Raw genomic sequence first — 13876 nt, forward strand, 5'->3', positions numbered from 1 at the left:
CCGCCATGCGGCGCCGCTGCTCGGCGAGCATACGGTCGATGTGCTGCGCGAAGCCGGCTACGGCGACGACGCGATCGACGCACTGCTGGCCGGGCGCGCGATCTTCCAGGCCGATGCGGTGGCGGAGGCCGTGCAATGACCGACATGACGAAACACGACGGGGCGTCGAGCGTGACGGTCGATTGGATCGGCGAGCGGATCGCGCGCGTGCGGTTCGGGAATCCGGCGCGACGGCATGCGCTCGACGCGCCGTTGCTCGATGCCCTCGTCGCGCATCTCGATGCGTTGGCCGGGCACCGTCCGCCGCCGGTCGTGATCCTGTCCAACGACGGCAGCGGTGACGTGTGGAGCGCGGGGCACGACCTGCGCGAACTGGCCGACGACCGCGATCCGCTCGCGTACGGCAAACCGCTCGAACGCGCGCTGCGGCGCGTGCGGACCTATCCGGGCGCGGTGATCGCGGCGGTGGCCGGATCGGCGTGGGGCGGGGCGGTCGATCTCGTGATGAGCTGCGATCTCGTCGTCGCGGCGCGCGACGCGCGTTTCGCGATGACGCCCGCGAACATCGGCCTGCCGTATTCGACGAGCGGCCTGCTGCGCTTCCACGACAACCTGCCGATCCATGTGCTCAAGGAGATGTTCTTCTGCGCGCAGCCGCTCGATGCGGAACGCGCCGCGCATCACGGGCTCGTGAACCGGCTGGCTGACGCGGGCGGGGTCGACGACGCGGCGCTCGACGTCGCGCGCACGATTGCCGCGAAGGCGCCGCTCGCGGTGCACGCGGTGAAGGAGCAGTTGCGCGTGCTGCAGGACGCACGGCCGTTGCCGGCCGACGCGTTCGAGCGGATCACCGAGCTGCGTCGCCAGGCGTGCGAAGGCGCGGATTTCGACGAAGGGTTGCGCGCGTTCGCGGAGCGGCGTGCGCCGGTGTTTCGTGGGGCCTAGACGATCACGCGACGGCCGGTGCGATGACGGCGGCGGCGCGTTACACGCCGCCGAGCGTGTGCACACCCACGAGCAGCAGCGCACCGATCGCGATCAGCAACAACGCATGAACGCGCGTGTAGATCACGCACAGCGTCGACGCAACCGCGATCGCGCGGGCGGCCCAGCCGCCGTCGAGCGCCTGCAGCAGCACCCACACCGACGCGAGGATCATGCCGGCCGCGACCGGGCGCAGGCCGGCTTCGAGCGCGATTTGCCAGCGTGCGCCCCGGTGCCGCCGCCATAGATGCGCGACGCCGTAGATCAGGAACGCGGTCGGGCCGAACAGCGCGAGCGTCGCGATCACCGCGCCCCAAAAACCGGCCACCTGCCAGCCGATCAGCGTCGCCAGCAGCGAGCCGGGGCCGGGCGCCATCCGCGCGATCGCGAAGTCGTTCACGAATTGCGTGGCGCTCATCCAGTGATGGACGTCGACGACCTGCCGCTGGATATCCGCGATGACCGCCTGCCCGCCGCCGATCGTCGCGATCGACAGCGGCGCGAACACGCCGAACAGCGCTGCGTAACGTGCGGACGCGTTCATCGTGCGTCGCTCCCGGCCGGCGCGGTGGACGCACGGCGGTATTCGAGCACGACGCTCAGCGTGCCGCCGATCAGCACGGTCCATACGAGCGGCCAGTGCAGTACCGCGACCGACACGAACGTGAGCGTCATCACCGCGAACGGCAGCACGCGGCGCGGTAGCCGGCGCACCGCGGTGATCGCCATCGAGATCGACAGCCCGATCGCCGCGGCCGCCGCGCCGGCGAGCGCGACATGCGTGAGCGGGAAGCGGGTGAGGGTCGAGAACGCGACGCCGAACAGCACGATCAGCACGGCCGGCGGCGCGATGATGCCGGTGAAGCCGGCCACCGCGCCGCGCCATCCGGCGAGCCGGTAGCCGATCCAGATCGCGAGGTTCTTCACGTTGACGCCCGGCAACGCCTGCGACAGCGCGAGGCCGTTGAGGAAAGCCTCTTCGTCGAGCCAGCGCCGCTCGTGGACGAAGTCGCGCATCATCCGCCCGCTGAGCCCGCCGCCGAAGCTGGTCAGGCCGATCTGCGCGAACGCGATGAACAGTGCGAGGATGCCGGGCGGCGGAGCGTCGCCGGCGGGCGGTACCTGAGGCGTCGGGGTGGAGGGCGGGGGCATCGGGCGGGTAGCACGTGGCGATCGGGCGATCGCCCATGTTAGCAAGCGGTGCCTGTCAGCACGCTGACATGGATTCGGCACGGGCGCGGTGCCGCCCGCAACCGATTCGGCGCATGCGAGCGCCCCGCGCGCTACGCGCGCACCACCGTCACGCCCGCGGCCTCGATCGGCTTCGTCAGCGCGGCGTCGGTTTCCTTCTCGACGACGATCGTCTGCGCCAGCGTGAGGTCGCCGATCACGAATTGCGATGCCGCGCGCAGTTTCGACTGCGACGCGAGCACCACCGTCTCGGCCGCGCGTTCGGCCAGCGCGCGCTTGATCGCCGCTTCCTCGAAATCGCCGGTGCTCAGACCGGCTACCGGATGGACGCCCGTGACGCCCATGAAGTACAGGTCTGCATGAATGCGCGCGATGCCTTCCATCGCCGCGGCGCCGACCGCGACGATCGAATGCTTGTAGAGCCGCCCGCCGATCAGGATCACGTCGATCGACGGATGGGTGGCCAACGCGACCGCGACGCTCGGGCTGTGCGTGACGATCGTCGCGCGCAGGTCGGCCGGCAACTGGCCGACGAGCAGCGCGGAGGTCGTGCCGCCGTCGACGATCGCCACCTGCCCGGGCGCGATCATCTGCGCGGCCCGCCGCGCGATGCGCCGCTTCTCCGCGGATTCGAGCGCCTCGCGCTGCGCGAACGGCGCGATGGCCGGCGACGCCGGCAGCGCGCCGCCGTGCACGCGCTGCAGCAGCCGTTCGGCCGCGAGCTCGCGCAGGTCGCGGCGCACCGTGTCTTCGGACACGCCGAATTGCACGCTCAGCTCGGCGGCCAGCACCTGGCCGTCGCGCGCGAGCGCATCGAGGATCGCCTTCTTGCGTTGTGTCGTCAGCATCGTGTTTGCACGAAATTTCTTGAAATTGCACGAAACTGCACGTTACCATGGGCGCCGTTCTTTGTCGAACCGGAGGCTGCAATGGCTGCAACGCGGGAGCGGGTGCGCATCGTCGATACGACGGTGCTGTCCGACGACTGGTATGTGCTGCGAAAGGTGACGTTCGATTTCCTGCGCCGCGACGGAACGTGGCAGCGCCTGAGCCGCGAGACCTACGATCGCGGCAACGGCGCGACGATCCTGCTGCGCCATGCCGAGACGGGCGACGTGCTGCTGACGCGGCAGTTCCGGATGCCGGCGTTCGCGAGCGGGCACGACGGCATGCTGCTCGAGGCGGCGGCCGGCCTCCTCGACGACGAAACGCCCGAAGCGCGCATTCGTGCGGAGGCCGAGGAGGAGACCGGCTATCGCGTGCGCGGCGTGCGCAAGGTGTTCGAGGCGTTCATGAGCCCGGGTTCAGTGACCGAGAAGCTGCATTTCTTCGTCGGCGAATACGATGCGTCGCTGCGCACGAATGCCGGCGGCGGCATCGCGGAAGAGGGTGAAGATCTCGAAGTCGTCGAGATGCCGCTGCAGGCGGCGCTGGACGCGATCGAGCGCGGCGAGATCGTCGATGCGAAGACGATCATGCTGCTGCAATACGTCGCGCTGCGGGAAACCGCCGGCGCGCGCGCCGCATGACGCCGCGGCTCGTGCTGGTCGCCGGCCCCTATCGCAGCGGCACGGACGGCGACCCTGTCCGCATCGCCGCGAACCTGCACCGGCTGGAAGCGGCGGCGCTTGCCGTGTATCGCCGCGGGCACGTGCCGATGATCGGCGAATGGGTGTCGTTGCCGCTCGCGGCCGCGGCCGGGTCGACGCAGGTGGGCGACGCCGTCAGCGAAACCTTCCTGTATCCGGCCGCGCACCGGCTGCTGCGACGTTGCGATGCGGTGTTGCGCATCGACGGCGCGTCGCGCGGGGCGGATGCGGACGTGGCGCTTGCGCGGGAACTCGGCAAGCCGGTCTATTTCGCGGTCGACGAGATGCCGGTTGCGCAGGACGATTCGGCTGACTGAGCGAGCATGGGCGCCGGTTGGCGGCATCGCCGGTGCGGCGCGTGCGGACGGCCGGCACTCGCCTCGCCCATAGCCGGCGCGTGTAGTGCACGCCGCGTTGCGTGGCCGATGCAGCGCAGCGTCCGAACCGGCGTATGATCGCGACGCCACTCGCGCAACGCTCGACGCCACTGCTTCTCCATCATGCCTTCTTCCGATCCCGCTGATTCCGCGGACTCCGCCGCCGCGCCGCTTCCCGCCGATCTCGTCGCGTCCGCCGTCGACGCACTCGCACGCGCCGACGCCTTGCTCGTCACGGCCGGCGCGGGCATCGGCGTCGATTCCGGGCTGCCTGACTTTCGTGGCACGGACGGTTTCTGGCGCGCGTATCCGGCGCTGCGCCACGAGCGTTTCGAATTCCACGAGATCGCGTCGCCGCACGCGTTTCGTGCGCGTGCATCGCTCGCTTGGGGCTTCTACGGGCATCGTCTCGCGCTGTACCGTGCGACGGTGCCGCACGCGGGTTTCGCGATCCTGCGCCGCTGGATCGACGCGATGCCGAACGGCGGCTTTGTGCTGACCAGCAACGTCGACGGCCAGTTCCAGAAAGCCGGCTTCGATCCGGCGCGCATCGTCGAGATCCACGGCTCGATTCATGCGATGCAATGCCTGCGCCCGTGCACGGACGACACGTGGGATGCGGCGCCGTTCGTGCCGGTGGTCGACGAAGCGACGTGCCGCCTGGTTGGCGACCTGCCGCGCTGCCCGCACTGCGGCGGTCTCGCGCGGCCGAACATCCTGATGTTCGGCGACACCGGCTGGCTCGGTGCGCGTTACGACGCGCAGGAGCGCGCGCTCGACGACTGGATCGCGCAGGCCGGGCGCGTCGCCGTGGTCGAGATCGGCGCGGGCACCGCGATTCCGACCGTGCGCCTGCTGAGCGAACGGCTCGGCGCCGACGTGATCCGCATCAATGCACGCGAGGCGCATGCGCGCCGGGCGGACGTGATCGGGCTGAAAGGCGGGGCGTTGACGACGCTGAACGCGCTCGACCGCGCGTGGCGCGGCGGCTGAACCACGTGCCGCGAGTCCACCGGCCGAAGCCGCGCAATTACGGCCGCGCGACGAGCGCCTGCACGAGCGCCGGTGCGATCGGCGAACCGAGACCCGTCACGTAGTCGTAGCCGCCCGCCGCGCTGCAGACGCTGCTGCAATTGCCGTTGGACCCGGTCGTCACGTCGTGGAAGTCGCTGCCGTACGCGGTTTTACCGACCGTATAGAGCGTGTCGTAGGTGCCGCTCAACGATTTCTTGCCGGCCGCCGTGCGCAGCGAATTCGCGATCGCGACGAGCGCCGACCATTGCGGCGCCCCCGCGCTCGTGCCGCCGACCTGGAACCAGCCGGCCTGCCCCTGATAGGTGACCGAGTCGTACACCGCGAAACCGCTGGACGGATTCGCGTCGTAGCTGACGTCGGGCACGCCGCGCTTGCCGGCCACCGGAATCGGCCACGCGGTCTGGCCGGCCGGCTCGGCCTCGACGTTGCTCACGCCGCCGCCGCTGCCGCTCCACGCTGCCTCGCCGATGTAGTTGCCGGCCGTGTCCGACGACAGCGTCGTGCCGCCGACGGATACCACGTAACGCGACGCGGCCGGGTATTCGGTGCCGGTACCGCTGTCGCCGGACGATGCGACGAACGTGACGCCCGGTACGTTGAAGTGGCCGTCGAAGCCGGTCTCGCTGCTGAATTCGTTGCCGCCGAAACTCATCGACACGACCGACGCGCCGCGCTTGACCGCGACGTCGACCGCGGCCAGCAGGTCGCTGAAGCTGGCCGATGCGGCCTCGACGAGCACGATCTTCGCCTTCGGTGCGATCGCATGCACCCATTCGACATCGAGCGAGATCTCGAGCGCCCAGCCCGAATCGGGCTTGGGCCGTGCCCCGTGCGCGTACACCTTGGTGAAACAGCCGTTCGACGACGTGCAGGCCGGCAGCGAGAACGCGGTGCTGAACACGCCGAGATCGGATTCGATCTTCGGGTCGTCGTACGCGTCGACGATTGCGACGACCATTCCGTCGCCCTGGTTCGCGATCGCGTCGAACCCGTATGCATGCCGCGTGAGCGCCGGCGTGAGGCCGGCGATCGTGGCCGTGCTCGCACGCGGCTTCGTGTGGAACGGCGGGCGCGCGAATCCTTTCGGTGCGCGGTTGCCTTCGATGTAGGGGGGCGGCCCGTTGCCGTCGGCGAGCGCGACGCTCGACGCGAGCAGCGACGCGCACAGCGCCGGGGTCAACATGGATGACAGGTGCATATTGTTCATTTTTGAGTCTCCATGTCGATCGGGTGGAGTAGCGAAACAATTTTACGAAATCGCCGACGGTAATTACATCGAATACCGGCCGGATACGGGAATGTCTGATAAGGGAAAGTACGTGGAGCCCTTTTGACGTGGGCGTTGTGCAGGGTTGTCGTGAACCGGATCGAACTGCTTTATCGGTTTTTAAAAGGCGGATAAATAATCAGTCGATTTAAAGTTTATTTGTAATGTCGGATGTAATCGTTCGGTAAATATCCACGACGGCGCGCGTGTGAAAATCGTGAAACGCGTCATGCGTTCGCGACACGATTCGCCGCCTGCTGACCCGGCCCGTCGGCATTGCCGGCGCGGCGCGATTCCGCATACAGTTCAGCGTAGGCCGCGTGCGCCGCGCGGCGCCGACCATGAGGGGTGCCCTTGTTCTATTCGATCGTCGCGATCTTCGTCGGCGCCGGCCTCGGCGCGTTGCTGCGCTGGTTCCTGAGCCTCGCGCTCAATGCCTTCTTTCCCGCGGTGCCGCTCGGCACGCTCGCGTCGAACCTGATCGGCGGCTACGTGATCGGCGTGGCCGCCGTCGTGTTCACGGTCCGCGTCGGGTTGCCGCCCGAGTGGCGGCTGTTCGTGATCACGGGCTTTCTCGGCGGCCTCACGACGTTCTCGACCTATTCGGTCGAAGTGATGACCCACGCGCTCGAGGGCGAATTCGGATGGGCGTTGGCGGTGGCTGCCCTACACTTGACTGGATCGTTCGCGCTGACGGCGCTCGGCATGTGGACCGCGCGCGCGTGGCTCGCGGCGGCCTGAGCGGGCCGCCATCGGAGGGGGCGATGGACAGGGTCTTTTTACGCTTCTATGTGCACGAGCGGCACCGGCTGCACCGCAAGCCGCTGTGGGAATGGCTGCTGGAAGAGGCGAACCGGATGGGCGTCGCGGGCGGTTCCGCGTTTCGCGCGATGGCCGGTTTCGGCCAGCATCGCGTGCTGCACGAGGATCGCTTCTTCGAACTGCAGGGTTCGCTCGCGATCGAGGTCGAGTTCGTCGTCACCGAGGACGAAGCGCAGCGGCTGCTCGAGCGGCTGTCGCGCGAGAAAGTGCGGGTGTGCTACGCGATGATGCCGGCGCAGTTCGGCGTGATCGACACGCTTGGCGCACCGCCGGCGCAGGGGCCGGCGGCATAGGGCGTCGCGCCGATCAGATGCCGAACATCGTCAGCGACACGGCGGCGCGCGTGACGATCATCAGCAGCACCTGCACGATCACGAACAGCAGGATCGGCGACAGGTCGATGCCGCCGAGGTTCGGGATCACGCGGCGCAGCGGGTTCAGAAACGGCGCGGTGAGCTGGTAGAGGATCGGCATCGCCGGCGAGCGCGGGTTGAGCCACGACAGCAGCGCCATCAGGATCGTCATCCAGATCACGAGGTTGAGCGCCCACTTCACGACGGTGAGCAGCGCGACCACGACGAGCGTCGCGATCACGGCGGCCGGATCGAAGCCGGCCATCACGACCATCAGCACGACATAGACGAGCGCGGTGAGCAGCGCGGCGACGACGCTGGCCCAGTCGATGCCGCGTACGCCCGCGATCACGCGACGCAGCGGCAGCACGAGCCAGTTGGTTGCCTGCAGCACGGCTTGCGTGACGGGGTTGTACGGCGGCACGCGAACGGCCTGCATCCAGACGCGCAGAATCAGCGCGGCGCCGAATAGCGTGAAGACGGTATTGAGCAGAAAACGGGCGATCTCGCCGAACATCGTTGGCATCCTTTTTATACAGTCAGTAGCGTGCGGCCGCCAACGCCGGTTGGCGGCGCATCGGCCGACACCTTATCACGCCTCGTCTCGCGACGGGGAGGGGTGCGCGGCCACGCGTGCGAGCGAGGTTTCGACGGCTTCGGCCAGCGCCGGCAGCGACGCCGGCGGTGCTGCGCGCTTCGCCGCGAGCGCGACCGCGCGGCGCGTCAGCAGCGCGTACAGCGCCGCATGATCGCCGCCGCGCGCCTCGAGCAGCGCGAGCTGGCGCTCGACGATGCCCGTGTCGCCGCGCGATACCGGCCCGGCCAGCGCATTCGCGAGCCCCTTGTCGCGGGCGGTCTCGATCGTGCCGGCGAGCATCGGCAACAGCGCGCGCAGCGCGGCGTCCTCGTCGAAACCGAGGCCGCGCCACAGCTCGACCGCTTCCGACAGCCCGCACAGCGCGAAGCTCGCCGCGTAGTGCGCGGCCGCGTGATACAGCATCCGGCCGCCGGCCGGAATCGACAGCGGATGGCAGCCCAGTGCGGCGGCAAGTCGCAGCAGCGTCGCGTGCAGTGCACCGTCCGCTTCGATCGTGACCGAGCAGCCGTCGATGCGCGCGAGGTCGGCATCGGTGCCGCCGAACAGATAGAGCGGATGGAAGCCGCCGGTGGCCGCGCCTTGCTGCTTCGCCGGATCGAGCAGCGCGACCGCCGACGCGCCGCTGCAATGGACGAGCGCCTGGCCGGCGGCGCGCGATGTGTCGAAGCGCAGCGCCGCGGCGCTCGACGCGAGATGATCGTCGGGTGTCGTCACGAAGATCAGGTCGGCGGCGTCGACTACCTGCTGCGGGGTGTCGACCGCGCGGCAGCCGTCGATCCGTGCGGCGAGGCCGGCGGCCGACGCGGGCGTGCGGCTCGCGATCGCGACGACCGGGAAGCCGGCCTGCGCGAAGCGCTGCGCGATACAGCGCGCCAGGCGGCCGGCGCCGATGAAGCCGAGGCGGGGTGTGTCGGGAAGCGGCATGGCGGCGGATGTAAGCGGAAACGAAGCAGCCGCCAGTATCGCAGGAATGACGGCGGTGTCGGGGAAGGCAGATGGTCGGGCGGACGCACGTATGAATTACCGGTATGCGGTGCGATTCGTATGCGGGCCGACCTCGGGCGTCACGGCTAAATCATGATCTTCGAATCCGACCCCGAAATGCCCGGCGTCCGCGGCCCGCTTGAAATGTCGGCATCTTGTCTCGAATTTGTAATCGTTCATTACGTACGCGTGCCCGTTACACGCACCGGAGCCGGTAAGACTGACCGGTCATGGTGTCGGGGCCTGGCTCCTCGGACGGAATCACGCGACGCGCAAGGGTGGCAGCCTGCATCGGGCACCGCGCCGCGCGACGCCTCGGGCCGCGTGCAATTGCAATTTGCAACAAATGCGCGATACGCGCGGGGCGGGTTTTCGCTACATTGCTTGCATGCGACGTGCATGCCCGCCGTTGCCGACAGGAGCGCCAAAATACCGCTCCAGCAGGAGAATCGAAGTGAAAAAGCTCATTCCGTTCATCGCCGCCGCCGCGCTGGGCCTGGGCGCCGCAAGCGCCGCGCAGGCTCACGTGTCGATCGGGGTCGGCATCGGTATCCCGGTCGCACCCGCGTATCCCGTCTATGCACCGCCGCCGCCCGTGTACTACGCGCCGCCGCCTCCGCCCGTCTATTACGCGCCGGCGCCGGCCTACTATGCGCCGCCGCCCGCGGTGGTCGTCGGGGGCTACTACGGTCGTCCGTACTGGCGCCATGGTTATGGCGGCTGGGGCCATCACGGCTACTGGCGTCGCTGATTCGTCTCGCGCGGCCTGACCGCGCGCGGCAAAACGGCGCAACGTCCCGCGAGGGGCGTTGCGCCGTTTTTCATTGGGGCTGACGCTCGGTGCCGTGGCCGGCGCGGCAGCGCGATGGCGATTAAACCGCGTGCACGATCAGGTCGCGGTAGCCGCCGACAATCACGCTGTACGAGAAATACGCGAACAGCAGCGCCGACGCGACATGGCACGCACGCATCAGGCCGGCGCCCGCGCGCTTGCGGCCCTGGCTCGCGAGCGTGCACATGAAGAGCGTCCACGCGAGGCCGCCGAGGAAGAAGCCCGACAGGAACACCGACGCGGTGGCCGGCGTGGTCGCACCGGCTTTCGCGATCAGCGCGCCGCCGACCGCCGCGAACCACAGGATCGCGCTCGGCGACGACATCGCGAGCAGCATCCCGCGCACGAAACTGCGCCGTGCGCTCGCCCGCGGCGGCGCGGCGTCGTCCGCGTCGTCGTCGGCCGCCTTGGCGGGCGCCAGCGCTTCGCGCGCCATCTTCCACGTGAGGAACAGCAGCACCGCGCCGCCGCCGATCCACACGATCCAGCGCACGGGTTCGAACTGCAGCAGCACGGCCATTCCCGCGAGCGCGAGCGCCGCGTAGACGAGATCGCCGACGCACGAGCCGACGCCGAGCCAGAAGCCCGGGCGGAAGCCGTGCGATAGCGTGAGCGACAGCATCGCGACGTTCACGAGGCCGATGTCGAGACACAACGAGAGCGACAGAAAGAATCCGTCGGACAGCATGGAGGCGGGCGGAAAGCTCATCTTCTGGGTGTTTGCGGCGATTGCGATGCGTAGGCCGGCAGGCACCGGCCTGCCTGGCGTCAGAGGCCGATCTCCTGCCACAGCCGGTCGACGCGCGCCTTGACGGCCGTGTCCATCTCGATCGGGCGGCCCCATTCGCGGCTGGTTTCGCCCGGCCACTTGTTGGTCGCGTCGAGCCCCATCTTCGAGCCGAGTCCGGCCACCGGCGACGCGAAGTCGAGATAGTCGATCGGCGTGCTGTCGACCATCACCGTGTCGCGCACGGGGTCGACGCGCGTCGTGATCGCCCAGATCACCTCCTTCCAGTCGCGGATGTTCACGTCCTCGTCGACGACCACGATGAACTTCGTATACATGAACTGCCGCAGGAAGCTCCACACGCCGAACATCACGCGCTTCGCGTGGCCCGCGTAGCTCTTCTTCATCTGGACGATGGCCATCCGGTAGCTGCAGCCTTCGGGCGGCAGGTAGAAGTCGGTGATTTCCGTGAACTGCTTCTGCAGCAGCGGCACGAACACCTCGTTGAGCGCGACGCCGAGCACCGCGGGCTCGTCGGGCGGTTTGCCCGTGTAGGTCGAGTGGTAGATCGCGTCGCGGCGCATCGTGATGCGCTCGACGGTGAACACCGGAAACCACTCCTGCTCGTTGTAATAACCGGTGTGGTCGCCGTACGGCCCTTCGAGCGCGTGTTCGTACACGGCCGCCGCGTTGCCCGCCGGTCGCGGCGGTGCGCCGGCCGGAGCGGGGGCAGGGGCGCCTTCCTGCGGATGAATGAAGCCTTCGAGCACGATCTCCGCGCGCGCGGGCACCTGCAGCGTGTCGACGCCGGGCGTCAGGCACTTCGCGAGTTCCGTGCGGCTGCCGCGCAGCAGGCCGGCGAACTGATACTCGGACAGCGAATCGGGCACGGGCGTCACCGCGCCGAGCGTCGTGGCCGGGTCGGCGCCGAGCACGACCGCGACTGGATACGGCTTGCCGGGGTTCTGCAGCGCGAATTCGCGGAAATCCAGTGCGCCGCCGCGATGCGCGAGCCAGCGCATGATCAGCTTGTTGCGGCCGATCAGCTGCTGGCGATAGATGCCGAGATTCTGGCGCGACTTGTTCGGCCCGCGCGTGACCGTCAGGCCCCACGTGACGAGCGGCCCCGCATCGCCGGGCCAGCAGGTCTGGATCGGCAGCTTGTTCAGGTCGACGTCGGCGCCCTCCCAGACGATCTCCTGGCACGGCGGCGACGACACCGACTTCGGCGCCATGTCCCATACCGCCTTCGCGAGCGACAGCAGCTTGCCGGCGTCCTTCAGGCTCTTCGGCGGATCGGGCTCCTTCAGCGCGGACAGCAGGCGTCCGAGGTCACGCAACGAGCCGAGTGCGGCATCGTCGCCCGCATCGACGCCCATCCCGAGCGCGACGCGGCGCGGCGTGCCGAACAGGTTGCCGAGCACCGGAAATGCATTGCCGGGCGGCGCGTTGAACAGCAGCGCGGGGCCGCCGGCGCGCAGCACGCGGTCGCACAGCTCGGTCATTTCGAGCACGGGCGACACGGGCTGCGTGACGCGCCGCAGTTCGCCGAGCGCCTCGAGGCGCTGAATGAAATCGCGTAAGTCTTTGTATTTCATGAAGAAGGTCCGGGCAACCCGCATGAGCGGGCAGCGATGGGCGGGGCAGCGGCCGGCTGCGACCCCGAATTGATCGACGATTTTACCCCGGGCAGCCATGCAGCCGCCCGGCGGAGAAAAAGTCGATCGCGCGCAAACCCCCTACGGCACGGGGCTCGCGTTCTGAAGAGGAATTTTAAATTACTTTTTGTTATAGATTTAAGTTTTTATAGTGTTGACGATCTATAAAACCCTGCTAGAATCCGCTCACATTGGTTGCAGGGTAAAAGGCTTCGAGCCGCCAATCACCGATCTTTGACGCAGCGCGTCACCGTCCGCCGAACCCTGCACGGCGTCTTCGACGGCTTTTGTCGTAGTCCTAGCCAGCGCTACCAGACGCTGGTTTTTTGCGTGGGTGCCACCGCGTATGCCCGCCTCGCCCAATGTGCGAAGGCGCCGGCCCTCTTACACCGTGGCCTCGAACGGTACTTATACCGTTTCCCCGATGCTTGCGCGTCCCAACCAAGGCGTGCGGCGTCGTGATTCCGCGGCGCGTTTTCTGTCTCGCCTTCGAGCTGAGCGAGCCGCACGAGTCATGTTCATGGGAGATGATCTGAATGAACGCTTGGTTATCGTGGCGTCCCACTGAGCAGCATGCGCAAATCGTGCGCAACTTGCTGCGTCGCGGGACGCGTGTCAGTCACCATCTATTCAGCGTTGTCGGCTGTTTCGCTGTCGCGGTTGCGCTTGCACTGTGGCTGCTGCCAACCGTCCGCGGCACGCTTGCCGCGAAGCTGATGCCGGTCGTATCCGCGGCCGTGCAGGCCGGTCCGGCGCGTCTGCTGTCCGGCCATCCGCTGCCGAACTTCGCGCCTGCCGGTGCGCAGCCGCAGCAGGAAGACGGTCCCGAAACGGATGCGCTGGCGGTCGGCCTCGATGTCGCGCCGGAAACCGCCGCGCAGGGCGCTCAAGGCGCGCAGGGCGATGCGTCCGATCCGGCCCGCACCGGCCCGTCGCCGGTCGCACTGGCCAAGCTGATTCCGATTCAGCGCGTGGCGGCCGATGCCCGCGACGATCGCGCGCTCGCGTCGAACCGCGAACAGGCGCTCGTCGCCACTTATCTGTCGCGCCGTTACCGCGTCGCGCAGGAGCCGCTCGGCCAGCTCGTCAAGGCCGCGTTCCAGACCGGTCGTGACGTCGGCCTGGATCCGCTGTTGCTGCTGTCCGTGATGGCGATCGAATCGGGCTTCAACCCGTACGCCGAAAGCGGCGTCGGCGCGAAGGGGCTGATGCAGGTCATGTCGAAGGTCCATTCCGACAAGTTCGAGTATTTCGGCGGCACCGACACCGCGCTGCAGCCGCTCGCGAACCTGCAGGTCGGCGCACTGGTGCTGAAGGATTGCATTGCGCGCGGCGGCTCGCTCGCGAACGGCCTGCGCCTGTACAACGGCTCGACGAACCCCGACGACAACGGCTACGGCTCGAAGGTGATGGCCGAGCGCGGTCGCTTGCGCGACGTCGCGCGTGGCCGCAGCGTGCC

General features: G+C 68.4%; 16 protein-coding genes and 1 pseudogene. 9 read left to right on the forward strand and 8 right to left on the reverse strand.

The window, feature by feature from the left end; all coding sequences use genetic code 11:
* Together H3O04_RS27465 and scpB are read left to right on the forward strand one after the other, a co-directional pair.
* Positions 1-139, forward strand: a pseudogene (locus tag H3O04_RS27465) (CoA transferase); the annotation flags it as partial.
* Positions 136-945 (forward strand): methylmalonyl-CoA decarboxylase, encoded by an 810-nt coding sequence (gene scpB, locus H3O04_RS27470; RefSeq protein ID WP_175788383.1) that lies wholly within the window; start codon positions 136-138, stop codon positions 943-945. The pseudogene H3O04_RS27465 and the gene scpB, both read left to right, overlap by 4 nt.
* 40 nt (positions 946-985) lie before the next feature.
* On the opposite strand, the gene H3O04_RS27475 is transcribed toward scpB, so the two are convergent.
* From H3O04_RS27475 to H3O04_RS27485, 3 genes are all read right to left on the reverse strand, one after another.
* Entirely contained in the window at positions 986-1528 is a 543-nt protein-coding gene (locus tag H3O04_RS27475) for a chromate transporter (RefSeq protein ID WP_006476677.1), read from the reverse strand.
* Entirely contained in the window at positions 1525-2136 is a 612-nt protein-coding gene (locus tag H3O04_RS27480; protein ID WP_202588865.1) for a chromate transporter, read from the reverse strand. Before H3O04_RS27480 ends, H3O04_RS27475 begins: the two co-directional genes overlap by 4 nt.
* 131 nt (positions 2137-2267) lie before the next feature.
* Entirely contained in the window at positions 2268-3023 is a 756-nt protein-coding gene (locus H3O04_RS27485; RefSeq protein ID WP_202588866.1) for a DeoR/GlpR family DNA-binding transcription regulator, read from the reverse strand.
* An 81-nt stretch (positions 3024-3104) separates the two neighbouring features.
* Between H3O04_RS27485 and H3O04_RS27490 the strand changes: the two genes are divergently transcribed.
* The 3 genes from H3O04_RS27490 to H3O04_RS27500 all read left to right on the forward strand — a co-directional run bounded on the left by H3O04_RS27490 (position 3105) and on the right by H3O04_RS27500 (position 5134).
* On the forward strand, positions 3105-3704 hold the full coding sequence (locus H3O04_RS27490) for an NUDIX domain-containing protein (protein WP_202588867.1): 600 nt from the start codon (positions 3105-3107) through the stop codon (positions 3702-3704).
* A complete protein-coding gene (locus H3O04_RS27495; RefSeq protein WP_054927483.1) occupies positions 3701-4081 on the forward strand; it encodes a hypothetical protein in 381 nt (126 codons plus the stop codon). Before H3O04_RS27490 ends, H3O04_RS27495 begins: the two co-directional genes overlap by 4 nt.
* Positions 4082-4264: 183 nt before the next feature.
* Complete coding sequence (locus H3O04_RS27500; RefSeq protein WP_202588868.1) at positions 4265-5134, forward strand: SIR2 family NAD-dependent protein deacylase; 870 nt, start codon at positions 4265-4267, stop codon at positions 5132-5134.
* A gap of 37 nt (positions 5135-5171) precedes the next feature.
* Here H3O04_RS27500 and H3O04_RS27505 read toward each other — a convergent pair whose 3' ends face one another.
* Positions 5172-6359, reverse strand: coding sequence for a S53 family peptidase (locus tag H3O04_RS27505; protein ID WP_416360831.1), 1188 nt, complete (start codon positions 6357-6359; stop codon positions 5172-5174).
* Positions 6360-6797: 438 nt separating this feature from the next.
* Between H3O04_RS27505 and crcB the strand changes: the two genes are divergently transcribed.
* Together crcB and H3O04_RS27515 are read left to right on the forward strand one after the other, a co-directional pair.
* Positions 6798-7184, forward strand: coding sequence for a fluoride efflux transporter CrcB (gene crcB / locus H3O04_RS27510; protein WP_011544810.1), 387 nt, complete (start codon positions 6798-6800; stop codon positions 7182-7184).
* Between the two features lie 23 nt (positions 7185-7207).
* On the forward strand, positions 7208-7558 hold the full coding sequence (locus tag H3O04_RS27515; protein ID WP_006476669.1) for a DUF190 domain-containing protein: 351 nt from the start codon (positions 7208-7210) through the stop codon (positions 7556-7558).
* Positions 7559-7571: 13 nt separating this feature from the next.
* On the opposite strand, the gene H3O04_RS27520 is transcribed toward H3O04_RS27515, so the two are convergent.
* Both H3O04_RS27520 and H3O04_RS27525 read right to left on the reverse strand, forming a co-directional pair.
* Positions 7572-8135: a YggT family protein gene (locus H3O04_RS27520; RefSeq protein WP_006488584.1), complete on the reverse strand. Its 564-nt coding sequence runs from the start codon at positions 8133-8135 to the stop codon at positions 7572-7574.
* 75 nt (positions 8136-8210) lie between these two features.
* Complete coding sequence (locus H3O04_RS27525; RefSeq protein WP_175807532.1) at positions 8211-9140, reverse strand: DUF2520 domain-containing protein; 930 nt, start codon at positions 9138-9140, stop codon at positions 8211-8213.
* A 514-nt stretch (positions 9141-9654) separates the two neighbouring features.
* On the opposite strand from H3O04_RS27525, the gene H3O04_RS27530 reads away from it, so the two are divergent.
* The gene (locus H3O04_RS27530; RefSeq protein WP_006488565.1) at positions 9655-9951 is read left to right on the forward strand and encodes a hypothetical protein; all 297 of its coding nucleotides are present in this window, start codon (positions 9655-9657) and stop codon (positions 9949-9951) included.
* Positions 9952-10072: 121 nt separating this feature from the next.
* On the opposite strand, the gene H3O04_RS27535 is transcribed toward H3O04_RS27530, so the two are convergent.
* Positions 10073-10741 carry a LysE family translocator gene (locus H3O04_RS27535; protein WP_027810740.1) on the reverse strand — a complete coding sequence of 223 codons (669 nt, stop codon included), beginning with the start codon at positions 10739-10741 and terminating at the stop codon, positions 10073-10075.
* Positions 10742-10800: 59 nt separating this feature from the next.
* Positions 10801-12357, reverse strand: a complete 1557-nt coding sequence (locus tag H3O04_RS27540; protein ID WP_202588870.1) for a UbiD family decarboxylase — start codon at positions 12355-12357, stop codon at positions 10801-10803.
* Between the two features lie 596 nt (positions 12358-12953).
* Between H3O04_RS27540 and H3O04_RS27545 the strand changes: the two genes are divergently transcribed.
* Positions 12954-13876, forward strand: a 923-nt coding sequence (locus H3O04_RS27545) for a transglycosylase SLT domain-containing protein (RefSeq protein ID WP_202588871.1), incomplete at its 3' end; no start/stop codon positions are given.

The organism is Burkholderia sp. KCJ3K979 (genome assembly GCF_016759955.1).
GTDB lineage: Bacteria > Pseudomonadota > Gammaproteobacteria > Burkholderiales > Burkholderiaceae > Burkholderia > Burkholderia orbicola.

Coding starts and splice junctions, on each gene's coding strand:
- H3O04_RS27520 (WP_006488584.1), bottom strand. CDS start 8,135: ATGTTCGGCGAGATCGCCCGTTTTCTGCTCAATACCGTCTTCACGCTA.
- H3O04_RS27515 (WP_006476669.1), top strand. CDS start 7,208: ATGGACAGGGTCTTTTTACGCTTCTATGTGCACGAGCGGCACCGGCTG.
- H3O04_RS27505 (WP_416360831.1), bottom strand. CDS start 6,359: ATGTTGACCCCGGCGCTGTGCGCGTCGCTGCTCGCGTCGAGCGTCGCG.
- H3O04_RS27480 (WP_202588865.1), bottom strand. CDS start 2,136: ATGCCCCCGCCCTCCACCCCGACGCCTCAGGTACCGCCCGCCGGCGAC.
- H3O04_RS27540 (WP_202588870.1), bottom strand. CDS start 12,357: ATGAAATACAAAGACTTACGCGATTTCATTCAGCGCCTCGAGGCGCTC.
- H3O04_RS27500 (WP_202588868.1), top strand. CDS start 4,265: ATGCCTTCTTCCGATCCCGCTGATTCCGCGGACTCCGCCGCCGCGCCG.
- scpB (WP_175788383.1), top strand. CDS start 136: ATGACCGACATGACGAAACACGACGGGGCGTCGAGCGTGACGGTCGAT.
- H3O04_RS27485 (WP_202588866.1), bottom strand. CDS start 3,023: ATGCTGACGACACAACGCAAGAAGGCGATCCTCGATGCGCTCGCGCGC.
- H3O04_RS27535 (WP_027810740.1), bottom strand. CDS start 10,741: ATGAGCTTTCCGCCCGCCTCCATGCTGTCCGACGGATTCTTTCTGTCG.
- H3O04_RS27495 (WP_054927483.1), top strand. CDS start 3,701: ATGACGCCGCGGCTCGTGCTGGTCGCCGGCCCCTATCGCAGCGGCACG.
- H3O04_RS27525 (WP_175807532.1), bottom strand. CDS start 9,140: ATGCCGCTTCCCGACACACCCCGCCTCGGCTTCATCGGCGCCGGCCGC.
- H3O04_RS27475 (WP_006476677.1), bottom strand. CDS start 1,528: ATGAACGCGTCCGCACGTTACGCAGCGCTGTTCGGCGTGTTCGCGCCG.
- H3O04_RS27490 (WP_202588867.1), top strand. CDS start 3,105: ATGGCTGCAACGCGGGAGCGGGTGCGCATCGTCGATACGACGGTGCTG.